This is a genomic window from Arthrobacter sp. yr096, assembly GCF_900108925.1.
In the GTDB taxonomy this organism is placed as follows: Bacteria; Actinomycetota; Actinomycetes; order Actinomycetales; family Micrococcaceae; genus Arthrobacter.
Map to the genome: position 1 here is coordinate 154,779 of NZ_FNYI01000003.1, position 26,692 is coordinate 181,470.

Below are 26,692 nucleotides of genomic sequence, written 5' to 3' on the forward strand. Positions count from 1 at the left end.
ATAAAGCTGATCGGGCATGCACCCGAGCGGTTAGGGCATGTCGAGTCTGGTTTTGTAGGCAGTGTTTTTGTTGGTGTTCCAGCCGGCGATGATGTCAGCTCCGAGCATTTGATTGGTTAGGCGTGCGAAGCGGTAGCCGGGGTCGGTGTCGAGAGCGAGTTGCATGTATTGGTGTGCTTTGGATCCTCGGCCTTCCCACCAGTTGATGTAGCCGATGGTGGTGAGGATGGGTGCTGCGTGTTGTGGGCTGGTTCTGGTGTAGGCGTGGATGAGGAGTTGTTGGGCCCATTCGATCCGTGACCATTGAGGTGCGGTGTCCGTTTGGGCGAAGAGGATGTGTTGGGGTGGTTCGTCAATGCCGGGGATGTCGGCCATGAGTCGGTCTCGGATGTGGGGGAATTGGAAGTTTGCGATGAGGGTGGTGCAGTCTTCGTCGGTGGGGAAGTCGTTCCTGTCGAGCATGCCCGTCCAGAGTTGGCTGGCTTGTTGTGCAGCTTGATGGGGCGTCTGGGTGCGGATGGTGTTCATGCGGTTTTCGACGGCGGTGGCGTGGTCTGCTTCGTGTGTTGGCGGTGGAAGGATGATTTGGTTGGTGGGTTCGATGGTGCTGCCGCGGTAGATGAATTCGGCGTTGACTCGGCTGTACTCGGTAGTGCTGATGGGCAGGCTGATGTCTTGTCCGGGTTCACTGTCGTAGGGGGAGTAGGTGTCGTCGCTAACGAAGATGCCGTCGCGGATGGTGATGCCGTTTTCGGCGAGGACTCCGGTGAGTGCGGCGATGGTCGCTGCATGCGGTTTCGGTTGCCCTGTTTGGCAGTGCTGGGAGGTGTAGAGGGCGAAGACGATGTTCGTCGCGGTGGTGTCACTGGTGAGATAACTGCTGACAGTCCTGGCATAGGGGAGTTCTGTTCCCGGTTGGCGGGGTAGGTCGATGCGCAGGGTGGCGCCGACCTTGCCTTTATCCAGGGTGATGCAGACCAGGCTCTCCTCGGGCCAGAACCCTAGGGTGTGCCCGATGAAGCTGAGCAGGTCTGCCGGGTCTTTGATGGTAAGCGCATTCATTGCCCTTTTCCTTTGCACATGCGTTGCGTCTTTGGTCTTGTGGGCCGTTCTTATAGGGGCCGAAGTGCAACTCAGGAGACCGGGTCCGCCGCGTCAGTGCCCTTGCTAGGCGGAGTACCGTCCAGCGATGATCGGGATATCAGAATGACAAACAGCATTGTTGCTTCTGCCTATTCATGGGCAGGCTGATGCGCGGCGCCATGACGTGAGCTGCCATATTCTTCGGTGTGTGCCATCGCTTGGAGGGATCGCAGCACCGGGTCGGCCGGGGGGTGCTTCCAGTCTCGACATATGCGCCGTTATCGGCATCCTCCGTGACGGACAGTTAAACCTCAGCCATTCCATGGTTCGCAGCACTGCCCGTTCTGCACACGCATTACAGGTGAATGCGGGCCATGTCTGCAAGAAGCTTCCGTGGGAGACCATTGTGGACGGTCGAGCGGCCACAGAGCTTTTTGCGGTCCGTCGGATGTTAAGGTGCGGTTGGTGCAATAACCTCATGCTTGAACCGCGATAAAGACAACCAAGATAGAGATGTGGAACTTGCAGGAGCGGAAAGTCAATGGAAGTCTGCAGACGGCCCGGACGTTTAGCTAGCGATGACAACCGCCACACGATGGCGCTGCATGTGATGTTTCATGGCACGCCATATCCTCGGGACACGCTGGGGAAAATTGAGCGACAAGCGCTCGTTCTGCTGGCCACATTTCGGCATCGAACACACGCTGGGATGCGGTCCCGGGGCGTTTCCTGGCATCGCCTTCCACGGACACGGGTGCAAGATTTCTCGGCCAAGACGGCATACGCGGCCAGGGCTCGGCGGAAGCCTCCAAAATCAACGTCACAGAATCTGAATACCAGGGGCGCCGTTCCACACACTTACAGACGCGAGGTGTTTAACGTGCGAACGGGATCATCCGTTGGATAGGTAGCAGGTCGCGATTGGCGATGTGGAGAGCTCGGTTGCGGTAGCAATGCAGCGATCTCTGGCCACAGCTCATGATGAACCGCACTGCAGCGTCGCTCTTTACACGGATTTGGCCTGGACCCTGCGCCTAAAGTGTGGCCGTCGCCAATGAAATCAGCTGAGGAGGCATAGTGACGGCTACTGCAAGAGCACTGCTGTAAAGCTCACCGTCGCGTCCTCCATGCGGAGGCAATTTCTCGACACGGTATCGACGAAAACGACCGGCACGGTTTTCAGAGTCCGTCGCCACATATTCTTGGGAGGCACCTGGAAACACTGGGTACAGAGAGGATCTTGGGGATGGCGCTCCTACCTAACATCAACTTCCGTGACATCCGTTCCTGGGGCAATCCGCCATCCCAAGCGAGCGGCTTTGAGGAACTGGTCTCGCAGCTAATGCGTGAGCGCCTGATCGGATTTCCGACGGGTACGCGATTTGAGCGCTTTGGCAACCCGGACGGCGGTCGGGAAGGCCGAGCCGTCTTGCCCAACGGAGAGACATGGGCATGGCAGACCAAATTCTTCTTCCAACTCGATTCCGCGGAGTTCGCGGCCATTGGGGAATCTATCAAGCGCGCGCTTGATCGGGAGCCAACCCTTACGAAGTATTTTGTAGTCTTGCCATACGATCGGCCGTCAGGCGATACAGCCCGGTCGAAGAGCGCGCACACTAAGTGGAACGAACACGTGGAGAAGTGGGCGGCTGAGGCGGCGGCCATCGGTCGCGAAGTTTTGTTTGAATATGTTGGAGAGTCGGAACTCCATCACTTCTTGAGCCAGCCCGACCAAGTCGGACGCCTGCGGTACTGGTTTGATCTTGATGGTTTCTCTTCGCTCGACTTTGAACGGATTGCGGCAGAATGCTTGGCGTCTGCAGGCCCCCGTTACACACCCGAACTCAACGTTGTGGTGCCGCTGTCTGAAGCGTTCGAAGGCCTGGGCCGCACGATAGGCTTTCAGTCCCTAGTCCGCGAGCAACTCGCGGCTCTCCGCAAATCCCGTCGCTATGGTTTTGCAATTCCAGACGAATGCCGGGAGGAGTTCAGCGACGCCACTACGGCTGCGGACGTAGCATTGGACCACCTTGACGGACTTCTGGTGACTTCTCGAGATGCTGCGCTCAATCCTGGAATTAGCCTGCCTGATGTCACCTCCGCTCTTCAGACGGCAAAGTCGCATCTGCGAACGCTGACCCGGTTGCTGTCAAAGCATTCCGAACGCGACGGCTACTACTATGACAAGGCCGCCAGTCTCCACTCGCGAGTCAGGGAAATAGGTTCCTCGCTGTATGGGATCGAGCGATTCAGGCGGAGTCGCGGGTGGCAGCATTCCTCGAACTCGACTTTGTTGATCGAAGGTACAGGAGGTTCCGGCAAGACCCATCTCTTGTGCGATCTGGCGAGCCAGAGAACACAGAAGGGCCTGCCCACACTGATTGCTTTGGGCGAGCACTTTCAATCAGGGTCAATCGAGGCGGAGCTTGGACGCATTGTTGGGTTCAACGGGGCGGCGAGTCAACTCCTCGCGACATTTAGCGTTGCATGTGAATCTCTTGGGGAGGTCGGGTTCATAATCATCGATGCGCTCAACGAGTCAGAAGACCGCCGGATCTGGACGCGGCACTTGGCTGGCTTCCTTGACCGGGCCAGGACTTTCCCCAACATAAAGGTCGTAATGTCTTGCCGCACCGAGTTCCTGGCTGACACTATCCCCGAGCATGTGCTCGAGAAACTGGCCAGCGAGGTGCATCGAGGATTCGCTGAGGTCGCCGACACCGCCATTGTAGAGTTCCTCGGCTGGTACGACATTGAAGTACCGTCGTTCCCTCTGCTGGATCTTGAGTTTACCAATCCCCTTTTCCTCAAGTTGCTGTGTACTGCCCTGCAAAGGAGCGGTGCCAGAAGCTTTCCCCGAACGGGCCTCGGTCTGAGCTGGACTTACGACATCCTGCTGGAGTCCGTTAATCGCACGCTGAGTAGTCCGGAGCGCTGCGACTACGATGCCGGGGACGCACTCGTCCAGGCGGCGGTCAAGAATATTGCCCTGGCAATGCGAGATCAGGGGCGGTTCCTCCCGAGGGCAACCGCAAGCAGAATCATTCAGACCTCCCTGCCGGACCGTAGCTGGAGCAGCAGTCTGCTCCGCGGCCTACTGCACGAGGGAATCTTCACTGAGTCGCGATCGAGTGATGGGGCCTCGATCAGGTTTGCTTACGAACGACTGGGCGACACTGCGATTGCGCGCCTGATTTGCAGCGCGGACTCTGTTGAGACCCTGCAATGTTGCCAAGAAATGGCAGCACATTGGTACTCGCACGCTGGGGTGCTGGATGCGTTGGCGGCGATCCTTCCCGAGGTGCACGGTATTGAACTGCTGGACGCCGTGGAGGATAGTTCCAACCACTTTCAACACGAACTTTACACAGGGTTTCTGCGAAGCCTCGCGTGGAGGTCACGGTCTGCCCTTAACGAGCGTACCCGGGAAATTGTTCTTTCACTGTGGAACAGTGATGAATACTCGGACGAAGCGCTGACCGCTCTGCTCCGAGTGGCCACGATTCCGGACCACGCCCTCAATGCCCTATGGCTTCATGACGTGCTGTTCGATTGCGGTCTTCCGGATCGGGATGCGACCTGGACTCAATACTGCAACGGGGAGCAGGGGGAGCGTGCGCCCTTGCAGAAACTAATCTCGTGGGCGTGGTCATCGGCAGCCAAATCAGCTGACGACGACTCGAGGCTCCTCACTGCCCACGTTCTGGGATGGGCGTTGGTATCCAGCCACCGCCCGACTCGGGACAATGCCACGAAGGCGCTTATTTCTGTGCTGGAGGAGGCTCCTGCCCTTGTCGGTAACGTTCTCAACGATTTCCATGACGTCAATGACCTATACGTTGAGGAGAGACTGTTGGCCGTGGCCTGTGGTGTGAGCCTGAGGACTCGGGATACCGCGGCCGTCTTCCTGGTCGCTGAGGGAGTATTCGACTACACCGTCGGACGAGGCTATTGGCCTGTGCATGTATTCTCGCGGGACTATGCCCGGCGTGTCTTGGACAGGGCTCTGGACTTGGGTTGGGAGTCCCCGGAAAATACCCTTCGCGACGTCGTTTGCCCGCCATACGAGTCCATGTGGCCGGCATCCGTGCGATCGGCGGAAGAAATCCGAGCGATGACGGGCCCCCCGGATTACGCGTACTCCACCATAGGCGTGATGTCGAACTTCGACGACTTCCGGAAGTACGTCATCGACACGTCGCTGAGGGATGTTGATCTTCCCGCGGACGTTGACAACGACCTTGTTTCCCGGCTTATCTTCGACCGGGTGCTTGACCTCGGGTGGACCCCGGAGCGTTTCTTACAAGTTGACAAGGCCGTCTCACGGCAGCTTTCGTCTGAAAACAGGGTCGAAAGAATCGGAAAGAAGTACCAGTGGATCGCGTACTTCGAAACATTGGGACTGATTCTCGACCGTTATCCGCTGGACGCCCGATCGAACGATGACAAGCGGACGGAGTATCAGCGTCCGCTTGATGTGCGGGCTCCCGACATAGACCCGGGCGTTCTTCTCAAAGCCCCGGAAAGTAGATCATTCAGGGATAGCGAAAAGTCTTGGTTCGCGCCGGTTTCGCCTGAATTTCCGTCATCCCTTGACCCGGAGTGGCCAGTAGACGACGCGTCCATGCCAATCATAGAGACCCTCATGATGGTGACAAGGCCCGAGGACGGCACCAAATGGATGCTGTTGGAGGGAAATTTCAGTTGGACCCAGCCACTAGTACCGGAGGAGGCCGCGCTCGAACCATCCCGGCATCAGATTTGGATTCAGGTGGATTCGTACCTGATCGATGCCGAGAAGCTGCCCGAGCTGTTGGACTGGGCCGCCAACCTCGATTCCCAAGCGGATGTGCCGACAAGCAGTGATCCATACGGCCTTTTCTTGGCGGATCACCCCTACGGATCGGCGTGGCCTGAAGTATCCACACTCGACGAATGGGATCGGCGGGGGGTCCCAGTCCCAATCGAGATCACCACCACTAATTACAGTGGCACAAGCGGGGAGTGGGACCAGTCAGAGAGCCGCCATTTGTCCGGAATAATCCCCTCGACGGCGTTATGCAGACTACTTGGCGTCGAGCAACTAGAGGAGTTCCGTTGGGGGACTGGTGCGGAAGGCGTCATCATTGAAAATTTCTCCGTCCGGAACGAAGGCCCAAACACAGCACACATGAAGATCTCCACCGTGGTTACGATGCTTCAGCAACACTCCAAAGCGCTATTTTGGACCGTCCGAGCGGCCAAGGAGACGGTCGAACGCGACTACAGCCTGCCCCGGGATGGAATGCCAGTTCGGCGCACCTATCTCGGTTTCTATTCATTGGACGGATCCACCTTCAGGTCCCGCCCAGGACGCGCCGAAACACAACACAGTGGGGGTGGGACAGTCTCGTTCGAGAGTGCCTGGCCCGAGAAGAGCGTCGTTATCGACGCCTTCCCTGAACGCTAATAGTGCCCGACGACGAGGACCGTGGAGAGTCAGATGCGAAAGTGAACCGGATCAGCTCGATGTCTGTCTCCACAGTGCGCGCCAGCTCAGACAGATCCGTGTCGTCGTCCTCAGAAACCGAAGCTGCTGGGCCCAGCATGGTCTGGACCTCGTTAGGGATCCGGCCGTGTTCGAAGTCCTCTTCACGCTGCGGACACAAGCTGTCAGGGTTTCCCTACGATGACTGGTTATAGGGACAAGAACGCCAACGAGCGCCGGGCCTGACCTGGGCGTCGTGGTGCGGCGGTCAGGCGGCCCGGAGCTGGTTCGGTTCTGCCGATCCGGTGCGCCGCGGCCGGGCTGATCATGGGTAGAGTGTCACTCGATGAGCCTTACTTCGCTTCTCCGGGACCCGCAGTCGCCGGAGCGTGCCTACTTGGACCGCGTTTCACCGCTCCTGGAAGCTTCCGGCGGGCATGGCGACGGGGCCCGTGCGGCAGCCGAGGCCCTCGGTCTGACACAGCTGGCCACCAGCGTGACGGTGGTATCGCCGTTCCCGGGGGCCGACCCTCGGCTTGCCGGCACTGCTTTCGACTTCCGCGCCCGGATCGAGCTGGGTGGTTTCAAACCTCACCAGTCCGTGGCGGCCGACGGCGTTGCACTCTTGGATGCGCTGGCTCCCCTCATCGAGAACGGTGGCCACCGCACAAGGATCCTTGCTGAAGCATTCGACGTGGCCGCCATACTGCTACAGGAACCCTCGAACGACCCAGACCTAGACCGTGCGGCAATCCTGCTGGCGTATTGCGAGCAGGTGGCGCGGACGGGTGCCGTGGCAATAAACGGTTCGCTGGGAAGCGCTTGTGACCAGGCTGTCGACGGACGGGCATTGGCCGATGGGGTGGATCCTGGCGCGCTGGCAAACCTCAGATCGTTGGTGGCCTCGAACGGTGACCAGTTCGAGGCCTGGCAGGAGCAGATCGCGGCAGGCGTCCGCTACGAACCCAACCCGCAGTTCGCCGGCTCCCACCTCGTCGATGGCGCCGACGCCGACTGGATGATCGAGCAGACACTCATCGACTGCAAGGTCTATGGCACGCTGACAGTCGGCAAGCTCAGGGACTTCCTCCGTCAATTGCTCGGTTACGTCATGCTTGACACCGATGACAGCCTCGGCATCCGCAGCGTCGGCCTGTGGCTCCCTCGGCAGAGACTTGCGCCGACTTGGAGCCTCACCCACCTCTTGGGCGGGGACTCCGAAGAACTGCTGCCAACCCTGCGGGAGGGATTCATTAAGGCAACCACCCAAACCCAGCTTGCCCGGCACGAACCGGTACCGGAGAAGCGCCGGCATCAGTATCTCGCCGACAACCGACACACCACGTTCCATATGTTGGAGAAGCTGGCATCGAACGAGGACCCGGACCTCCGTCGCAGAGTGGGACGGAACGAGTCGACGCCCGAACAGACCGTCCGGACGCTGGCCGGCGATGGCAGCTGGCATGTCCGCCAGGGGGTCGCTACCAACAGGAACGCGCCCGAGGACGTGCTGGAGGCTCTGGCCAGGGATCGCAGCGTCGCCGTTAGGCGGGCGGCAGCATCGAATCCACGCGCTCCGCAGCCACAACGGAAAGCCGTGGCATCTGGCATCAACCGATACAGCGACATGGATGCTCGGACGGCTGACCGTCCAGACGCCTTGAACAAGGCGGAAAACACCGAAGCGCTGGCGGACTCTGCGCTCGACCTGAGCCGGGTCCACATCGACCAGAACCGGGACGAATCCGCTCTGGACACGCGCTGGTTCTCGGATCTCCTCTTCATGGTTGTGTGGGGAAAACCCCAGTTGCCGATTCCCAAAGAGAGCTATCGCTGGGGCTGGCAGACAGGCCGGACCCTCTGCGTGGAGGATTGGATGCAGGCCGGCCTCCCAGACGACGTCCTGACCGACCTGCTTCGTCCGGACCGCCCCGCCTGGGTGCGGGAGGTAGCCGCAAGCGAACTGCCGCTCTCGGACCCGGCCATGCGTTCAAGCCTGCTCAACGACCCTGATCCTGCGATTCGCTGGTCAACGCTCGAGCGTACTGTCACCTGTCAGGGTGCGGACCTGACTGCCTTGCTCGGCAGCCTTGGGGCATCCCGGGAGGAGAGGCTGCGGTTCCGCACCTCAGGGCTCGGCGCCCGGCGTGACTGGCCGTACACCGCCGCCGAATACGAGCGCCAGACACTCAGGGTCATTGCCGCGCACGCCTCGACCCCCTACAGCATGCTGCTGTTCCTGATGGAGGGATCCCCGCCCGAGGTGCTGGCCAGCCTGATCGAAAATCCGACCCTGAAAGCCGAAGACCGGGATCGACTCGCCGGGTCACTGCAGGCCAGCAGGTCAGTGTCGGTCCGTGCGATGCTCGCATCGCTGAACTCCGTTCCCGCGACCGCCTTGAACGACTTGGCTGCGGACAAAGATACCGTGGTGCGGGAGGCGGTAGCACAGCATCACGCAACGCCGCCGTCCGCCCTCATCCGCCTGGCAAAGGACCCGCAGCGAACCGTGCAGTTGTCGGTACTGAACAACCCGGCCAGCACCCCAGAACTGGCCAGATCCGTCGCCGAATCGCTGCTGCAGGCTGACCTCGATGAGGACTTGCACGAAGTGCTTGGAGTGATAGGCGAGCGAGCGGACATTGATGTGCCGTCCAGTGTCGTCGAAGACGCTCTGGACCGGCTGTCCAAGAGCCGACGGCGGGACCCGGACATGCGCCTGGTGGTCGCCGGTGATGAACGCGCAGGGAGGAAGACTCTGTCACGCCTCGGCCGAAGCACGGATGACAGTGTTCGCCGGGAGGTTGGATCGAATCCAAGCGCTTCAGACGCCGTCATAGAGTTACTCGCCGGAGACACCGAGCCAAGCGTACGTGCGTCCGTAGCTGCCAACCCGCGAATACCAGTGCCGGTTCTCGAACGGCTTGCCTCTGACCGGGAGCCTCGTGTCCGGGCTAAGGTAGCGGTGCACCGGAGCCTCCCGCAGATCGTCCTGATTCGCCTGCTCAACGACCCTGACGACAGCGTCAGGACTGCAGCCATGGAAAACCCTGCAGCTCCCGACGAACTCGTGCGGGAAGTGAAGGCCGAACTGGAACTAGCCCCGGAGCAGACCCGACACAACCGTGCGGCTCTGGAGCAGAAGGTCGCGCATAGGAAGGCGGAGGTGCGCATGAGCGTCGCGTTCAGCCCGGACGCTGACGCCGACCTGCTCAGGATGCTCGGGGGCGAACGGAGGAGCGCCCAGGTGCGCCGCGCCGTGGCCGCCAACCCGAACACTCCTGTCGCCGTCCTGCGCGAACTCGCCGATGACGATAACGACCAGGTCCGCCAGGCAGTCGCCTTCAACGGCGCCACACCAGCCGATCTACTCATTGACCTCGCAAGCAACAGCGTCGATCTCGCAGTTCTCGTGGCGATGAACCCCGACGTCCCCCAGGACGTCCTTCGCGCCCTCAGCCAGGACACCAATCCACTCGTTCGGTTCGTCGCCGCTGGGTATCTGCAATCCCGTCTGGTCGTGAGCGTCGAGAAGACCCCCATCGGGCGGACCTTGGATAGCGGGCTCGACCAAACCGTCAGCGTGGCGGGATTTGCGGACGTCCCCGATCCATTCCCTCCGCGGCATTTCACATAAGCTGACAGTTCCGACTCCGATGAACATTTATCTAAAGCGACTTTGTTCAGTCGTTCAGACTAAACCCCATTCAATCGGTAGCGTTTGGCAAACGAAACCACTGTCGACATAAACCCACTCACACCACAATGGGAGGCATCGTGCCTAAACCGCCCCGGAATCCGCGAGGCCGCAGGAATCCCCGGCGTCGCTCCGGCAGTCCCAAACCCTTCGGAGAAGCCCCTCAACCAGATTCTCCTCGCCTCGTCGCTGATAACACACCGGGTGGCTCGGGAGATGCTTGGTCCGTGCTTCGGCAAGGTGCGCGCAACGTCGCCGGTGTCTCGTGGCAGATAGAGGTTACAGCGTACCTGGTGGTCATGGGACGTATTGGAGCATTGAGGTTCAGGCACTTTACTCCCGAAGGCATCGAGGATGTTGATTGTCGCGACACCGGTGGCGGGGTTGCTTACGTTCAAATGAAAGAGCTTGCGGGTGGACGGGGCAGAATGACTGCCTCGGGAGTTGCCGAGGCTCTATTTCACGGGCAGAAACACACCGCTGAAAGCCCTGTGATCGTCGTGACGGATGCGGCTCTCGGGTCCGGTCTGAACTTCACCGGCTGGATGCTGGACATGCGGACGGACGGCAGTGCTGGATGCGCCTCCGTACAGGAGCACCTGTCCGCGAAGGGGCTATCCGAAGACGAAGCGGAACGGCTCATGGGCCGGTCCTTCCTCGTCAGTCTCCCATGGGACATGCGCCCTTTATCGGAAAAGCTCCTGGTGGAAGCGCTTGGGACCAGTCCTGCGGTGGCGGCCCTTGCTGTCAGCAGGCTCATCGATCTGGTGTCCTCGGCTGCGGCTGATCAACGCACTGCGACCGCGCAAACTGCTCGGGCGATAACCTGCAACGACCTGGACACGATCCTCGCAGAGATTCAGTCGACGGTGGATACGGAAGGCTTGGATGAGGCGATTTCGGCGGGAGTATGCAGTCCAGCGAACTACCTGTCGTCGTCGAACCTGACGGCCGGGCAGTTCTATCTGGGTGCGGAAGGTGCTCCAGGCTTGATTGCGGCAGGTCTCGATGTAGTCCGGCCTGGCGAAATGAAGGCAATTCTAGAGGGATTCAGTCGCCACCAATATGCGTTGCTGCTTGGGCCGTCAGGTGCCGGCAAGTCCGTGCTGCTATGGCGGGCTGCGCGGGATGTGCTGGTGGGTGCGAGCATTCTGAGAGTTGTGAAAGTATCCACGGCGGAGGAAGTTGACCTCCTGGTTCGCCACGCTAGGCTTCAGCAACCTTCGAGAACGGCGCCGTTGGTCATAGCAGCCGACAATTTGGGCCGACCTCAAGTAGGAGCATGGCCCGAGGCGGCACGCCGTCTCCGCGAAATACCGTGGGTGTACCTTTTGGGCGCGGCCCGCAGTGAAGACTTCTCTCCCAGGCTTGCCGCTGGCGGCGCGTCCGTAGTGGAGCTTGTCCTTGACGCCGCAACTGCCAACAACGTCGCTGAAGCCGTGCGGGATGCTGGCATCGAAATACTGATGGATCCGCAGGAAGCCCAAGAACGGGCTGAAGGTTTGCTGATGGAATACATGGCCCTCCTCACAGCCGGTCAAAAGTTTCGGCAGGTACTGGCCGACCAAGTTGAGGGGCTCAGGGACCCTCAGCGCAAGGTCGAGCGGACGCTAGCTCGGTTGGTAACCACAGCACACGGACTTGGTATAGGTCTCGAAGCCGACGCACTCCCGCGGCTGCTTTCCGAACAGGAAGACATCGTCGGGGCCGCTCTGGGTCGATTGAGCGGCGAACACGTCATTCTGCGCGCAGAAACCGAGTGGCGCGGCCTCCACGAACTGCGCTCTTCCACCATTAGCAATCTCTTGCACGAAGCGCCTCCTCCTACCCTGGAGCGGACACTGAACCAAGTGGCGGAAGTTGTTCCACTGCCGCTTGCTGGTTGGCTGCTTCGCCGGGTTGCGCAGGAGACATCCGGAGCAGTTTCCAGCGTTGCCGACATCATAGGTGTCCGGCTGGCCGAAGTGGACGATGCAGTTATTCTTGCCTCTGCGCTGGAAGGAGCAGAACGGGCTGATTCGTTCCTATATGCCGCCAAAAGCCTCCCTGTTCTGAAGGAACACGCGTCTTCGACGCTCACAGTGCACCAGCTGGCGATGCTTATCTACGGAATCGGCAACCAAGGAATCGGTAGCGACACGAGCGGCGGCACAGATTTCGATAGGATGCTGTTAAGCCTCACACCAATCGCCGCACAGGTAGGGCCAAGGGCCGCCATCGTCGTCGACGCAATCAGTAGGCAAGTCACGACCCCGAACGTTATGAGGGTCATGGCAGAAGAACGTCCGGAGAACATTTCCAGGCTGCTGGAAGCATGCATCGGGATTTTACACTTTAATGAGGAAGACGCAACGGCTCTTCTTTCTGCCGTCCCAACTCCGACGAGCCCTCACGAAGCCGATATCGTAGCCCGCATAATCGACAGCCTCGTAGTCCTTGCGGATCTGCCAAACTCTCGGTTGTCGTTCTGCATAGGTGACTTGGAGTCACGGGCGAACATGTTGACCTGCACGGAGCCCTGGGCACTGAACATCGAGGTCGAACACGTAAGCAGTGAGATCACGCTTACGGCGACGCTCATGACACCTTCTTCTGAATCGGAGCGTTCCCTTCCTTTGACTTGGGACATCCACCGCGAAGAACCTGATGACCTCGTTCACAGCCAGGCGATGAGGATAGCCAAGCGACTCGCCGACGGTTGTCCGGAGGCCGACATGGTCAAGATCGTGACGCTTTCTCCCTCCGGCTCCCGATACGTGGTCGCCGGCCACGAACCCGGCTACAAGACCCTAAAGAGAGAAGTATTCAAGAGAAGAGAGTCCGTACGTCAGTCTGTCAGCTACCAGGCGTCCCTTCGACGGCTCGAAGCCGCGTCATCATGGACCGATCTGCTTCGGGAGCAGGTGTTGATTGCTGCGAAACTCTCAGAACTGTTGGGGCAGGGCCATCAACGGATGGCTTCCACGGACAACATGTCCAGACGACATGATTGGGAGGCATCCCTCGCCGAGGTCAACACCGCAGTTAAGTCACTCCGAAATCGTCCGTTCTCTGTCGCGGTCGATCCAGGGCTTTCGCATGCACAAAGCGACCAAGATGAACGGAGTGAAGATGCGGTCACGCGGGCATTCGAACATGTCATCCTTGCACTTGGGGAGCTGGCTGAGCGCAAGTTCCCAGTGCAGGTGTCCATGAGTCTGCAGAAGGCCCTTGCATCCGTGGACGACGCCTTGCGGGCCGGCACCCCCACCCTCAGCACTGTAGGCAGTCCACTGCCGGACGAACTCCGAAAGCATCTGGACCGCCTGCTGCAGCTACAACGTGCGCTGGCTGCATTTCCCTACCTGGACAAGTTCATCAGGACTAGTCCAGAGACCATGAACAACGTGATCAGGCAAGCGACGCAAGAGACCGCGACGCGGGAAGCCTCATTGCTTGGGGAGGCATTGCATCCCCAAACCGGATATCAGCTTTTTCGTATCACTTCAGAGGATCCGCTGCCTCACACCGTTGACGAGTGTGACATCGTCCTGGTGACAGAACTCAGCGCATTGGACGCAGTGCATGAAGCGTTGCAGAAGTGCAAATCCAGTATCCGCGAGGCTCTAACGTCGCGCATCTATTTAGTTGCAACCCTGGAAGAAGATGTGCTCCCAATCGCCTTCCAGTTCGCCATGCATAGCCCCGTCGACATTGTGCCTCTTCCAGCTCCAAAACGGAGTCAAATTTGTGATGCCGCAGGCCTCATTCAGCCGCAACGGGCGCTGACCGATGGCGTTACAAAATTTGTGGAGGTGCTGAGCGGTAGATCTGCCGCGGCAGCGCTGAGGCACCGACGTAACGTGGACTGGCCCGCAGCGAACGCTCCGGAGCCGTTGGAACCGGACAAGCATCTGCCAGCCGGGCTCTCAGGGGCCCACCCCGTAGTAGACCATCTAGTAGAGCTGTACAGGCAGGTTATGGCGGAAGAGGAAGGATTCCGACCGCCAGGAGAATTGGCAGGGGCCATGATTCACCCGTTATCCGGTCTGGACCCGGACGCTGAACAATCCCAGCTTTTGAATCACGTGTCGATGGCTGTCATTGAAAGTTTCAGGTGACATTGGCTTGTAGTTTGCGGAGGTGCTTATCTTGGCGTTGTCCGGGAGACCGAGAATTCTGTCGGTGCTGGCGAGGGTGTCTTCGCATTCGCAGTTCATTGCGCGGATGATTCCGTCCCGCACGAGAGGGATCTGGTCGGCGGCATGTGGAAACTCCCTGGTGATTTGAGCGCAGTTTCGCGGCGGCTGACCTGTGATACCGAACCGGGATCGGTTGCCGGAACTTCTTAGATGTCGTTATTGGTCCTCGCCCGGGCTGCGTTCGGCGATAAGGGAATCAGTGAGCCGTCGCAGATCTGTTGTCTTGTCGACAGCCTCCGTCACTAGTTGAAGACTTTCCTCGGGGACCGCTCTCGTCTTCGTTTCGTCGTCGATGTCCGTGGTGTGGGTCATCGGGACGCTACCGTCTTGCTCACGCTGCGCCACGACCAGGTGAAACCTCGACAGTCATGCCCGAAATGTAGGCTGCTGACATGACAACAGCGCAGGAACAGGAAGACTTCTTTCGCCCGTGGCCACTGGGGCCACACTATGGGGAACTAGCCGATGGGGCCGGGCCGAGGGCTTGGGTGAACTATAAGCTGCACTCGGCCGACTGGTACATCGAAACGCTCGAAGCAGCCATAGCAAAGGTCGGGTTTGACCGCCACGTTGGAATTGAGATGGCCTTGGACGGGGCGCTCACGTCTTTGTGCGCGGGCTACGATGCCTCCTCGGCGGCTCTCATTGGGGTCGCAGAGAGATACCTACAGGTGGAAGAGCCAACCCCTCTCTGGGAGTACAAGCCATCCCTTCTCATACAATTGCTGGGCAGACTCTCACAACAGGGTTTGACGGGCGATCTTATTGGAACCCGGTCTCGCATCAAAGCAGCACTTGTCAGGAAGGAGACCAGCAAGGGGTGGCTGACGATGCTGCAAGACCTCCGCAACCGACCGATGCATAACGACACCCTCCCGAGGCACTTTGACGCTGTGGTCGGCTCCCCGACAGCGAGCGCACTCAATGTAGGCGGTACGCCGACTGAGCCGGTCTCCTACCTCCGCGAGGCTTACCGCGACGTGTCGAATCTCTCCGGGGAGCTGCTAGATATCGTCGATAAGCTCGCCCCTAACGGGATGATTACCCAGCGCGAGCCTTAGCTTGGCGAGGGTTCGGGCAGCTGCATCCCCCCGCCGCCGGCACGCGTTGTGTAGACCCTATTTCGTCCCGGTAACCTGACGGGCCCACGTCTACTACCCCAGTCAACGACGGTTAGGATTCTGACATGCCTAGCTCCCAGCGAGAAACACATGGAAGCGCTACACCCCGAGGGTCGCAGCCCGCAAGCTACTCAAAGGTTCGCACCCCGGGTGAAGAGAAACTCATCAGGGTTCGATTCCGCTAGGCGGAGGCTGAAGCCCACACGGCTCTCTTCCTTCAAGGAGAGCGTGAACGATTTGAAGAGCGGCGGCCTCTGAGAGGCAGGCTCGGTACGTCCGGAGGCGGGCCAGGTTCGGTGTCGTAGGGGAATAGGTGTCGTTGTCGACGTCGGTTCGGTCGCGGATTCCTTCTGATGCAAGAGCTGATGTTCCTGGTCGCGGCCGGGGGTTGGCCAGGGGAGATGTCAGTCTGCTGTTGTGACTGATTTCGTGGCTCGAGCCCCACCGTGGTCGGAGTCTGACGGAAGGACCGGCTCGCGGCTTTATCGCCGCCTTCGGTGGGTGGTCGGTCTCGTACCTTCGTGTGGACGCCACGTTTGTTGGGTTCGGGACCGCCATAAAGTTGTGAAAGGAGACACTACGACTAACGGCGTCAGTCCTGCGGCGGTGAGCGACGGGCGGCTAGCTGGCCAGCTGAGCTGCGTCCTGCGGCGCCTTTTGCTCGTTGCACGGTAGGGCTAGTTCTTCAGGTAAAACCGAGAAGTGAAGGGCCTCGAACCTATTGGCGAGTTCTTTCAGGAGCTTTGTGGCATCTTCTCCTTCAAAGGTTTCTATACAGACGGTAATTGTGTTGATCACAGGCCCGTCGATGAGCTTGCCTCGTTTGAGACGGCATCAGCGTGGCTTACTGCATTCCGTGGGCGTGGCCGCTGGTGAGCTGCCACACGTCAGGCCAGGAAATGCCTGGCCCGTCGTGCAGGCGTTTCAGGTTCCTAAGTAGTTTGCTTGTAAAGGCATTGTCAGCTTCCGAACATCGTTAGTTCCGACGTCAGCTTGATCCCATACTTCCTGCATCCGCTCCCTGTAGCTCTGCCGGGGTGTGTTCCGGGGCGTCAAGTACGAGCGTGATGCCGAGGTCTGCTAGATAAGTTCTGAGGGACATCATGTCCTGAGGTGTGCGGAGCCAGCAGGACTGCCATCACCGGGGCAGCGGCGGGCCACAGACACCGCCAGCGGCCGACGGCAATGGCTCAGCCATGGGCCGTGTCCTCCTCGAGCATGTCATCATCGAATGCAGCTTTTGGAGGTCCGAATGCCAGTTTGGTTGCGCCGACAACAGCCGAAGTGGTGGCGAAGCTGTAGCTGGCGCCAACTATAGCTCCCAACGCGTATGGCAGGACGATGTTCAGCACGATGGTCCCCGTTGGGCCGGTCTTGGTGATGAACTTCGGATGAATGAGGTTATTGAATGGCTTCAGGGCAGAACCGGGAATGGCGTCCAGCGTTTTCCGGGTCCAGTGCAGCCCAGTCCTTTTCGCGAACTTGGGAATTGCCGAGTCGGCACCTTGTTCAAGGACGACGGAGAGTACAAGCGTCCGGCGGTGTTCAATGTCGCCCAGCGGTATCTGGTGCACCTCAGCAACGGCGAGGATGTAGAAAACAGCAGCCGGCAACGACACCGCCGGTCCGCCGAGGGTGATGGCAGTTGAAACTGCTTTCCCCACCTCCGGGGCGGCACCTGCCGCGCCCGATGCGGCACCGGCAGCAGTGGCAGTTGCCATCAGTTGTCGGTCGAGTTTCTTCAGCGCCGCTGCAGGTGTGAGTTTAGGGTTCTTGGCGCGCATCTTCCGGACATGCGCGGCTGCCAAAGATGTCTGGCCCATCAGGATGGAGTTGATCTTGGCGATCAACGCAGGGTCTATGGCGTGTGTCCCTTTTGCGTCAGTGTCATCGGCGGTGCTCTTCGGTTCCCGGGCGTCCAACTGTTTCTCCTCGTCTTCGTCCCCAACACTGCAGTTGACCCTACGAGAAGTATTCCCTATGGAATCGACGTCCTCATACTGCGGCACATTTCGAGTAAAGGACGTGAAGTTCCACAGCAGACGGCGTTTTGGGGACTGCGTCTTTCGGCCATGAAGGGAGGACCTTTATCAGCTCTCCGGGTCGCTGGAGCGGAATATCGATCCTCAGGTTCTTACGTGGGTTAAAATACAAATCTCTCTCGGGACTCGGCGTCGAGTGCCACTCCGCCAGAAGAATCGGGACTACCCTTTCGGGTCAGGAAGCCATCGCCGCCGCGATCCGCGCCGAACCATCAGGGACGGTGTCGTGTTTTCCATCATCGACAGTGGGTGGAAACAGTGAACTCGGGCCTTCAAGTCATGCTTGGAACGCGCTCAGACGGCAGTGACATCACGATAGCTGGCTACCGTACCCTTGAGCCATGACCCGTAAACCCTTCCCCGGTGAGCTTGGCTTCGTTGGCAGTGGTCCTGTTTTGTTCGAAGCAATCCATGCTGACTGGCCAGCCTACCCGGGCGACGATAGCTGGGAACTGAGCTTACTCAGGTTAGGTGATTTTCCCCGAGGTACAGAGTTCCAGTGCATCAGCATTATTGACCAATGCGCCCTTTTCGTGACGCATGTCAACAAAAAAGAACCTGATCTATTCAGTGACAAGCACATGCACGTTGCTGTCCGGCTCAAGGAGCTGCTCGAAATGGACGAGCAAGGCTTTGTTAACGGCGTGGTCATGGAGACAGAGATGTCGCCAGCGCAGGTCCATGCAAAGCGATCACAGGGGCCTGAGCTGTGGGCGCAGCTCCAAGCTGGCGGAAAGCTCTACTACCAGCTGGCAAACGGCGAGTACGCTCCCATCGAGCTCGAGGACGATGAAGAATGGGCCGAGGAGGACAGGGCGATCGCTCCTATGTCGCCCCGCAGCACGGAGCTCGTTGGCATGTACGAAGGAACCCTGATTTCCCTTAAGCCTGCAGCCTGGCCGGAAATGGAGCGCTTGGCGCGGGAAACCCTGGAAATTCCTCCGAGCCTTCAAAGTCGGTTGGGTGTGGTGTTGGACGCTGGTCTATATGATTCAGCCATCAGGGATCTGGGAGCAGCGCTGGAGACGCGCATGCGCGTGGTAACCGGCACATCCGGCTACGGGCAGAACCTTATCGAGGACTACATAAAAGCCTTGCACACAAACCAGGACGGCCTCCCCGCACGCATCAAGTCACTTCGGCAGGAGCTGCGTTCAATTTTCAAATTCATACGCAACGAGTTCGCACACAATTTGGTTGAGCTTGAACCGAGCCACGGGTATGCATTCGTTTCCCGGCTCTGCTGGCATGTGCGCGATGTAGAACTGGTCATTGAAAGCCGCGGCCAGCACAAGGCAGGCGAGGGCTTCATTCGCGGGTGATCCCTACACAGCTGTGATCGGGAGTTTCCAGGACAAGCGAAAGCTTGTTCTCAACCCGATAGCGAGCGATGCTGCCATGAACCCTGCCCCTTGACGTTCCCCCGCGTCCCTCCCAAGCATCTGGATTCGTCCATGCTCGTGTTCGAGCTGGACCGGGAATCACAATGGTTCCGTACCCCACGACGCTGAACTCATCACCACGGCAGCGACCTTGGCTTTCTTAGCTAACCGGGAAGGACGTCACCAAGTCTGTGGTTCTGGGATCACCGACCGGCGGATGAGCGACGCTTCACGTGATGCTCACTTTTTTCTAGAGACTGCACGCCCCGGTGCAGAAGAACTTACGAGAGCGTTTCCGGTCAAAGGAACAACAATCTCTGCAGACTTTACCCGAAGTCACCCATCCGTGGGATCGCCCGCCACAGTGACGTCCGCTCAATATCTGTGCAGTCAGGGTTTTGCAATGTCATGTCGCCCGTGCGCTGAATCTCAATGACGTTGTGAAAGGAGGAAATCTGATGAGTCTTACTTGCCCAATCCCAGTTCGCACTTGCGGTAGCCGACATGTACTTGCTGGACGCTCCGCTGTGCAATGCATTTTATCCGCCATGGGCGATGACCCGACGTTCGCTGATTGGCAAAAAGAAGGTGTGGACAATGTCCACACTTTTCACCCCGGACTGGCCCGTACAGCCGCCGGACTGGCTCGGATTCCGCATGTTTCCGCCACTTCCCAGCAATGACAAGGCCGGGAATCGCCTTCGAGTCCCACCTCGGGCACGATGTTGTTGCAGGTCAGGGGCCTATATGGCCCCTGACTGTTGACAAAACCCCAAGTCTGACATGGAACTAGCATTTTTATGTGGCTAGTATCCGGAAACGCTTCAAAAAGGACGGCTCCTTGTCCTTCATGGTGGTCTGGCGTGGCCCCAAGATCCGGAAGCAGCAGGGTATCACTGTCGACTCCGCGCATGAGGCTGAAACGCTCAAGCGGTTGCTCGATGCAAACGGTCAATCCTTTGAGATCGCCCAGCAGGCACTGATGGACAACAGGGCGAAGATACCCACGGTGGGTGAGGTCATTCAGGAGCACATCGACCTCCTGATTCGACCTTCGAGCGGGACCGTGAAGACGTATCAGACGATGCTTGATCTCCATGTGAAGAAGGTCATTGGCCACGTCCCCGTCGACAGGCTGGACTACCGGATAATCGCGTATTGGGTGAAGTCGATGATGGCCAAGGGATGCTCACCGAAGACGATCAAGAACGTGCACGGCCTGATTTCCGCGTCGATGAACACCGCGGAGATGTTGGGTTACATCACTCGCAATCCGTGCAGGGGTGTGCAATTGCCCAGCGCTGAGAAGGCCGAGGACGAATTGATGTTCCTCACTCATGCAGAGTTCGGGTTGATCATGGATGGCATGGGGGTGCGGTACCGCGACTTCACCAACTTCCTGGTGATGACTGGCACCCGTTTCGGTGAGGCCACGGCGCTGACCGTCGCCGACATCGACCTGCTGAGAAAGCCGGCCACCGCCAGGATCAACAAGGCATTTAAGCTGGATGGGCAAAACCAGTTCTACATCGGCCCCACGAAGACGGGTGCTGGCAAGCGGACCATCGGGCTGAATCCGGGGCTGGTTGATCTACTCATTCCGTTGGTGGCTGGCCGCCTTGGTGGCGACCTGCTGTTCACGACGCGCCGCTCTCGGCGCTGGTCTACCCTGCAGCCAGCGATGACCTGCCATTGGACGACCGAAACTGCCCTTGGCAGACCAGCAACAGCATGCTCTTGTTCCTGACGTTACCGACCAAGAGGGATGCCTGCGTCGCAAAGCTGGCGCAGTGGCTCGGGCGCAGCTATGCCGCCCCTTGACTTGCCCAGCCAGCCAGGTTCCTCTGTGGGGCAGTCCGCACCCACGTAGTGTCGATGTCGGGTTTATGCCGGGTGACAGGACCACCATAGGATTCGAAAATTGAGTGCAGAAGGCCTATATAGTCCGAGTAGCTGCTCGACACCGTCCTGTGGCCCCGCACGTCGTGGTCAGCCCGACTATCACTTGCCCTGCGGGTCAGCAACGCAACGGCTATTGCCAGCGACAGTTGTGCCGAGATCGCCGGTATACACCTGAAGAACCAATCCATCCGGCCCGAAGCCGTTGGTTATGATGAGCTTGTTCGTGGCCGTCGACTGATCAAAAACCTTCACGTCGTACCCGCTGGACTTATAGAACTCCTCGACCTTTTGCCCTAGTGTCTCGCGCTCGGTGTCGCCAAGGGGGCCCCTGGTCCTGGATCCGCCGAATTCTTTGCCGCCTCCGGTTCCCTGGAAGTTGCAGTAGCCACCTGCCGGAACATCCTTATTGGTCCATTCACCCGGCGCCATCGCCTGGATCTCATCTAGGAGTCCAAATAATTCGCTGCCGGCTGCTTCTGGCGTCATCGTCGTTCCTTCTCCGCTGATGGGAAGATCGCTTGTTGAATTCGACTGTGAAGATGAGGGGTTTGCCGTGTCACTATTGCCCGGTGTTGTGGGGAAGCATCCGGATACGAGCAGAAAGACCGAGCAGGCGGCGAAAACGGTTGCCGTGATTCTTCGTCGGTTCAGCACCTGTTTACGGACATCATCGCGTTGCCGCCAAGCGGCCAGTTCCTTTTGCCGGGCCTTCTCCTGCTGAGCTCGGAGCCTGGCCTCCCGAACGTCATCAGCCAGAGCGGTAAGAACACCCGCAAGCCTGCCGCGATCATCGGACCTGATGCCACATGCCGCCTCGAACAAGCGCGCGTAGCCACCCTTGAAGTGCTGCAGCGCTTGGTCCACAGAGCCGGTCAGGAAGCCTCCCTCGGCGCGCATAACCTCGTCGGCGGAGTTCGCGGCACGGATCAGCGCATCGGCCGCGCCGTCATCAAAAGTAATCCCCATACCTGCCCCCATACCAAACAATAAATCCAACGACTAGCATAACTGTTGTTTGCTTGTTCACGCGAGAGAATGACGCCACATGTGCCTGGCCCCGGTTGGCCTGTTCAGTGGTGGGGGAGCGGGTTCAGGGTCGCATGCGTGCAGACCAGGGTTGCATCCGAGCCATCCAGGGAGTCGCTGGATGCCGATGTTAAACGAGGACGACGGCGGAAGTTACCTCCCGCCGTCGTGAGCCGTTCGGCTTGCCGCCTCGCATTGTTGGCGCGGCGCTCAGCCCTCAAGCTTGGAATGCTCGCCCAGGCGGTGCCAGGACCGGTTGTGGTAGACCAGAGCGTCGCCGGGTTCGCCCGCTTGGACGTCACGCATCACGCGCGACTCCAGGGCGTGAACGGCGATAATGGTGGAGGTCCCCACCTCCATGCGATTGATGACGGCGCACCGGACCCAGGCGCGGACATCTTCATAGACCGCTTCGCCGGTTGCAAGGGCGGACCAGCGGTGCGTCTGGTCAAAGCGGTCGGCGCCGGGGGTCGCTCCAAACTTTGCCAAGTCGACGTCGTGCGCGTCCAGCAGGTGCACCACGACGGTTTCGGCGCGCGAGAGAACCTCGGACGAGGAGGACAGTGCCGAGACCGAGAAGATCAGCAATGGAGGTTCCGCACTCACTGACACCACCGACGATACCGTCAGCGCCACTGGCCCTTCGCCGGCGTCGGCCGTGATGACGGCGACACCTCCGGGGTGGCCACGGAACAGTGCTTTGAAGTCGTCGGCCGGGAGGGACTGAGTGAAAGATTTCTTCGGAGCCCCGAGCCAAGTGTCTGTGGGATAGGCGTGAAACATCGCTACACCTTGGGGGCGGAGCGTTCAAGTTCCTCGCGAACGATTCCCGTCCCTGCACTGAGAGCACTCAGCTTGGCCAGGGCGACGTCCCGGGGGAACGGTGCCATGCCGCAGTTGGAGCTGGCGATGAGCTTGTCCGCATCGACGAACTGAAGGGCCTTGCGGAGGGTGTCCGCTACCTCCTCCGGGGTCTCGATGGTCTCGCTTGCGACGTCGATTGCACCGAGCATGACTTTCTTGCCTCGGAGGAGCTCGATCAGGTCCATGGGCACGTGGGAGTTCTGGGATTCCAGCGAGATGATGTCGATGCTGGAGCTCTGCAGCAGCGGGAACGTTTCCTCGTACTGCCGCCACTGTGAGCCGAGCGTCGCCTTCCAGTCATTGTTCGCCTTGATCCCGTAGCCGTAGCAGATATGCACAGCAGTCTCCGCACGCAGCCCTTCTGCCGCTCGCTCAAGCGCAGCCACGCCCCAGTCCTTGACCTCGTCGAGGAAGACGTTGAACGCGGGCTCGTCGAACTGGATGATGTCCACGCCGGCCGCCTCGAGTTCCTTCGCCTCCTGGTTCAAGATGGTGGCGAACTCCCAGGCCAGCTTCTCGCGACTCTTGTAGTGGTCATCGTAGAGGGTGTCCACCATGGTCATGGGGCCGGGAAGAGTCCATTTGATCGGCTGGTCGGTAGTTGCGCGGAGGAACTTTGCGTCTTCGACGAATACCGACTGCTCGCGGCGCACCGCTCCGACGACGGTGGGCACGCTGGCGTCGTAGCGATCGCGGATGCGCACGGTCTTGCGCTGTTCAAAGTCCACCCCGCTGAGGTGCTCGATGAAGGTGGTGACGAAGTGCTGGCGGGTTTGTTCGCCGTCGCTGACGATGTCGATGCCGCGTCGGCTCTGTTCGTGGATGGCGATGCGCAGCGCATCCTGCTTGGCCTCGAGCAGCGCATCTCCCTCCAGTTTCCACGGGGACCACAGAGTCTCCGGCTGTGCGAGCCACGATGGTTTCGGCAGGCTACCGACAACGGTGGTGGGCAAAAGTGTGTTCATGATTGACGATTCTCCGTGGGTCAGTTGACGAGAGCGGGGTATTTGGCGGTCCACTGGTCCAGCAGGTCCTTGTGGGGCGTGATGAAGTGTTCCTCCGTGTACTTCGCCTGCGTGATCGCGAGTTGACTGCGCTCGACGCGGTCGTAAGCGATCTGGGTCCGCGAGTAATCCTGCTCTCCCAGGCTCGGCTGGTAGACGACGGCGGCGGCGGAGTTCGCGTTGTAGACCTCCGGGCGGTAGATCTTCTGGAACGTCTCCATGGTGCTGATGGTGCCGATGAGCTGCAGGTTGGAGTAGTCGTTGAGCAGGTCGCCGCGGAAATAGAAGGCGAGCGGCGCTACGCTGCCGCGTGGCATGAAGTAGCGGACCTGCAGCCCCATCTTGGCGAAGTACGCGTCCGTCAGCGAGAAGTCGTCCTGTTGGTACTCGACGCCCAGGACCGGGTGATGGTTCTCCGATCGCCGGTACGTTTTGCTCGTGGAGACGCTGATGCACACCACTGGCGGCTGCGGGAAGCGTTCCTGGCAGGCGGAGGAATCGAGGAATTGCTGGAACAGTTTGCCGTGCAGATCGCCGAAGTCTTCTGGAACGGTGGGCTTGCCTGACTCCGCTGCTGCCGCTGGCAGAACCACGCTGAAGTCGAAGTCGCGGACGTAGGAGGAGAAGTTGTTCCCCACGATCCCCTGGTGGCGGACCCCGTTGAGCTGGTCGACGATCTGGATGTCGAGAACTTCGAACAGGGGGAACTGCCGATCCGTACCTTCCGCAGTGAACTCAATCTGCACGGAGACAATCTCAAGCTCGAGCGTGTAACGGTCCCGGTCCGGGTTGTCCCAGCTTGCGAGATCGTTGAAGCGGCGCCGAATCATGGTCAAGGCGTTGCGGAGGTTCTCCTGGCGGTGCTCGCCTCGTGCCAGGTTGGCGAAATTCGTGGTGATCCGGGAGCCTTCTGACGGGGAGTAGTCCTCGTCGAAGGGGGTGGTGGTGATGCTGAAGGTGAAGTCGTCTGCCATGTGCTGCCAATCCGTTGATGGGCCGGAGACGGCCTTTCAGAAGGTGATGTATCCATGGTGCAGCTTTCCCATGGGTATCAGGTAACTAGTGGTTACTATGCATTCATATAGAATTGCCCTATGCCCCAGATCTCGAGCGGATTGACCCTGCAGCAGCTCCGTTACTTCATAGAAGTTGCAGCTGAGGGGTCGATCTCCGCAGCCGCCGATCTCCTCTACGTAGCGCAGCCAACAATGTCCGCTTCGATGAAAGACCTTGAGGCCCGGGTTGGCCGGGCACTCCTGCTTCGCTCCGCCCGCGGAGTCACGCTCACCGCCGACGGGGTAGAGTTCCTTGGCTACGCGAGGCAGGTCGTGGAGCAGTTCGCTCTCCTCGAGCAGCGCTATCTTGGTAGGCCGCCGCGGCGACGTCTGCTCGGGGTGTCAACGCAGCACTACTCGTTCGCGGTGGACGCCTTCGTCCGGATGGTCAAGGCCACTGATGTGGCCGAATACGAGTTCTCGCTGCGGGAGTCCCGTACCTGGGACATCATCGAGGATGTCCGGACGCTCCGCAGCGAGTTGGGCATCCTCTATCGGAACGATTTCAACCGGAAGGTCATCGACAAGCTGCTCCGGGAATCCGGGCTCGCGTTCACTCCACTCTTCCTCGCCGATCCGCACATCTTCATTTCACGGAAGAACCCGCTCGCCTCAAAAGAGCGTGCGACTCTCGATGATCTCGCCGGCTTGCCGAGGCTAACCTTCGATCAAGGTGCGAACAACTCGTTTTACTTCGCCGAGGAGATTCTCTCCACCTTGTCCAGCAAGCAGGAGATCCGGGTCTCTGACCGTGCCACGATCTTCAACCTCATGATCGGGCTCCACGGCTACACGATCTCGACGGGCATCATCAGCGGGCAGCTCGACCCGGAGATCGTCGCCATCCCGCTCGACGTTGACGAACGCATCGAAATCGGCTGGATCGGCCACGCCTCGATCCCGCTCACCGACCAAGCGCAGCGCTACCTCGGGGAATTGCGGGCCGTCGTCGCTGAGTTCGGCGTGGCGCTGCTCGACTGACTGCTGCCGTCGTCGCTGAGTTCGGCGTGGCGCTACCCGGCCTGGTGCAGGTGATGACGATCCAGCCAAGGGACATCACGCCGGGCTTCTGGAACTCCACGTCAGAGATGCTAGGCAGACACCGTACTGTGTGATCAGCCCGGATACGGTGCTGACCGAAGTCGTGTGCAAGGAGTGCCCACCCGACATTCTTAATGGGTCCCGGGAATTCGCACTGCAGGGTAGCCGTAGAAGCAGGAACAAGATGTGGACAATGTCCGCACTTTCCGCCTCGGACCGCCTTTTTTTAAATCCGTCGGAGTGGCCCGGATTCCGCATTTTCCGCCAGTTCCCAAAGCGACCAAGCCCGGGAATTCCGTCCTAGTCCCAGCTCGGTGACCCCTGGACTGGAAGTAAGGATCTTCGTCGTCTGTTGGCAGGAGAAGGTCTTGGGCGCGGTTGGAACTATTTTGAGTTGCATGCCCGCCGCTCTCTTGTGGACTGAACTTTGGACGCACCAAAATGGCGGGCCGTACGACGCGGCGGCATTTGAAAGTTGGGGCTGAGGTTGCAACTATCCGAACGCGATGACCAACCGGCGACGTCGGTGGACGCTACCATGATGCACGCTTAGCCGAGCGCCTGATCTCAGGTGGATGTCTGACGGGCTCCCCGGAACAGTGAAGGACCGCCCGGAAAGTGCTGATGGGCGATTGCGGAAGGGCCAATTTGCCGATCAGTCGCGCCTCCCGTTGACGCTGCTCAAGTCCCACATATGCACGGGCCCATCAGCTCCTGGGATCAGGAATCCCGTAGCATCCAAAACACTGCAGCAACGACGCTGCACCTCAGATCATATTTTCCCGAGGAACATGAAAGAGCCGGCCCAATCTCGAGTGCCGGCTCTT

The 26,692-nt window shown here is 59.6% G+C and carries 14 protein-coding genes; 7 read left to right on the forward strand and 7 right to left on the reverse strand.

The window, feature by feature from the left end; translation table 11 throughout:
• Positions 1-30 precede the first annotated feature (30 nt).
• A complete protein-coding gene (locus BMY91_RS08720; RefSeq protein ID WP_090820963.1) occupies positions 31-1,062 on the reverse strand; it encodes a DUF4192 domain-containing protein in 1,032 nt (343 codons plus the stop codon).
• Between the two features lie 1,267 nt (positions 1,063-2,329).
• Between BMY91_RS08720 and BMY91_RS08725 the strand changes: the two genes are divergently transcribed.
• The 3 genes from BMY91_RS08725 (at position 2,330) to BMY91_RS08735 (ending at position 14,347) form a co-directional block, all read left to right on the forward strand.
• The gene (locus tag BMY91_RS08725) at positions 2,330-6,532 is read left to right on the forward strand and encodes an NACHT domain-containing protein (protein ID WP_090820965.1); all 4,203 of its coding nucleotides are present in this window, start codon (positions 2,330-2,332) and stop codon (positions 6,530-6,532) included.
• A 364-nt stretch (positions 6,533-6,896) separates the two neighbouring features.
• Positions 6,897-10,187, forward strand: coding sequence for a HEAT repeat domain-containing protein (locus tag BMY91_RS08730; RefSeq protein WP_090820967.1), 3,291 nt, complete (start codon positions 6,897-6,899; stop codon positions 10,185-10,187).
• A gap of 287 nt (positions 10,188-10,474) precedes the next feature.
• Positions 10,475-14,347, forward strand: a complete 3,873-nt coding sequence (locus tag BMY91_RS08735) for a hypothetical protein (protein WP_177179880.1) — start codon at positions 10,475-10,477, stop codon at positions 14,345-14,347.
• 237 nt (positions 14,348-14,584) lie between these two features.
• On the opposite strand, the gene BMY91_RS23110 is transcribed toward BMY91_RS08735, so the two are convergent.
• Entirely contained in the window at positions 14,585-14,740 is a 156-nt protein-coding gene (locus BMY91_RS23110; RefSeq protein ID WP_177179881.1) for a hypothetical protein, read from the reverse strand.
• 80 nt (positions 14,741-14,820) lie between these two features.
• On the opposite strand from BMY91_RS23110, the gene BMY91_RS08745 reads away from it, so the two are divergent.
• Positions 14,821-15,489, forward strand: coding sequence for a hypothetical protein (locus BMY91_RS08745; RefSeq protein ID WP_090820973.1), 669 nt, complete (start codon positions 14,821-14,823; stop codon positions 15,487-15,489).
• 1,250 nt (positions 15,490-16,739) lie between these two features.
• Here the strand turns inward: BMY91_RS08745 and BMY91_RS08750 are convergent.
• Positions 16,740-17,558, reverse strand: coding sequence for a hypothetical protein (locus BMY91_RS08750; protein ID WP_143054056.1), 819 nt, complete (start codon positions 17,556-17,558; stop codon positions 16,740-16,742).
• Between the two features lie 374 nt (positions 17,559-17,932).
• On the opposite strand from BMY91_RS08750, the gene BMY91_RS08755 reads away from it, so the two are divergent.
• Together BMY91_RS08755 and BMY91_RS08760 are read left to right on the forward strand one after the other, a co-directional pair.
• Complete coding sequence (locus BMY91_RS08755) at positions 17,933-18,913, forward strand: hypothetical protein (RefSeq protein ID WP_090820977.1); 981 nt, start codon at positions 17,933-17,935, stop codon at positions 18,911-18,913.
• A 910-nt stretch (positions 18,914-19,823) separates the two neighbouring features.
• Positions 19,824-20,720: a tyrosine-type recombinase/integrase gene (locus BMY91_RS08760; protein WP_256212693.1), complete on the forward strand. Its 897-nt coding sequence runs from the start codon at positions 19,824-19,826 to the stop codon at positions 20,718-20,720.
• A 254-nt stretch (positions 20,721-20,974) separates the two neighbouring features.
• Here BMY91_RS08760 and BMY91_RS08765 read toward each other — a convergent pair whose 3' ends face one another.
• The 4 genes from BMY91_RS08765 to BMY91_RS08780 all read right to left on the reverse strand — a co-directional run bounded on the left by BMY91_RS08765 (position 20,975) and on the right by BMY91_RS08780 (position 24,743).
• A complete protein-coding gene (locus tag BMY91_RS08765) occupies positions 20,975-21,841 on the reverse strand; it encodes a hypothetical protein (protein ID WP_090820979.1) in 867 nt (288 codons plus the stop codon).
• Between the two features lie 270 nt (positions 21,842-22,111).
• A complete protein-coding gene (locus BMY91_RS08770; protein WP_090820981.1) occupies positions 22,112-22,684 on the reverse strand; it encodes a flavin reductase family protein in 573 nt (190 codons plus the stop codon).
• Between the two features lie 2 nt (positions 22,685-22,686).
• Positions 22,687-23,730 carry a methionine synthase gene (locus BMY91_RS08775; protein ID WP_090820983.1) on the reverse strand — a complete coding sequence of 348 codons (1,044 nt, stop codon included), beginning with the start codon at positions 23,728-23,730 and terminating at the stop codon, positions 22,687-22,689.
• A gap of 20 nt (positions 23,731-23,750) precedes the next feature.
• Positions 23,751-24,743, reverse strand: coding sequence for a DUF1852 domain-containing protein (locus BMY91_RS08780; protein ID WP_090820985.1), 993 nt, complete (start codon positions 24,741-24,743; stop codon positions 23,751-23,753).
• 120 nt (positions 24,744-24,863) lie between these two features.
• On the opposite strand from BMY91_RS08780, the gene BMY91_RS08785 reads away from it, so the two are divergent.
• Positions 24,864-25,805, forward strand: a complete 942-nt coding sequence (locus BMY91_RS08785; protein WP_090820986.1) for a LysR family transcriptional regulator — start codon at positions 24,864-24,866, stop codon at positions 25,803-25,805.
• Positions 25,806-26,692: the final 887 nt, after the last annotated feature.

What these genes read in the sequence shown, in the direction of transcription:
- BMY91_RS08720 (WP_090820963.1), bottom strand. Translation starts at nt 1,062, where the DNA reads ATGAATGCGCTTACCATCAAAGACCCGGCAGACCTGCTCAGCTTCATC.
- BMY91_RS08725 (WP_090820965.1), top strand. Translation starts at nt 2,330, where the DNA reads ATGGCGCTCCTACCTAACATCAACTTCCGTGACATCCGTTCCTGGGGC.
- BMY91_RS08730 (WP_090820967.1), top strand. Translation starts at nt 6,897, where the DNA reads ATGAGCCTTACTTCGCTTCTCCGGGACCCGCAGTCGCCGGAGCGTGCC.
- BMY91_RS23110 (WP_177179881.1), bottom strand. Translation starts at nt 14,740, where the DNA reads ATGACCCACACCACGGACATCGACGACGAAACGAAGACGAGAGCGGTC.
- BMY91_RS08745 (WP_090820973.1), top strand. Translation starts at nt 14,821, where the DNA reads ATGACAACAGCGCAGGAACAGGAAGACTTCTTTCGCCCGTGGCCACTG.
- BMY91_RS08755 (WP_090820977.1), top strand. Translation starts at nt 17,933, where the DNA reads ATGACCCGTAAACCCTTCCCCGGTGAGCTTGGCTTCGTTGGCAGTGGT.
- BMY91_RS08760 (WP_256212693.1), top strand. Translation starts at nt 19,824, where the DNA reads ATGGTGGTCTGGCGTGGCCCCAAGATCCGGAAGCAGCAGGGTATCACT.
- BMY91_RS08765 (WP_090820979.1), bottom strand. Translation starts at nt 21,841, where the DNA reads ATGGGGATTACTTTTGATGACGGCGCGGCCGATGCGCTGATCCGTGCC.
- BMY91_RS08770 (WP_090820981.1), bottom strand. Translation starts at nt 22,684, where the DNA reads ATGTTTCACGCCTATCCCACAGACACTTGGCTCGGGGCTCCGAAGAAA.
- BMY91_RS08775 (WP_090820983.1), bottom strand. Translation starts at nt 23,730, where the DNA reads ATGAACACACTTTTGCCCACCACCGTTGTCGGTAGCCTGCCGAAACCA.
- BMY91_RS08780 (WP_090820985.1), bottom strand. Translation starts at nt 24,743, where the DNA reads ATGGCAGACGACTTCACCTTCAGCATCACCACCACCCCCTTCGACGAG.
- BMY91_RS08785 (WP_090820986.1), top strand. Translation starts at nt 24,864, where the DNA reads ATGCCCCAGATCTCGAGCGGATTGACCCTGCAGCAGCTCCGTTACTTC.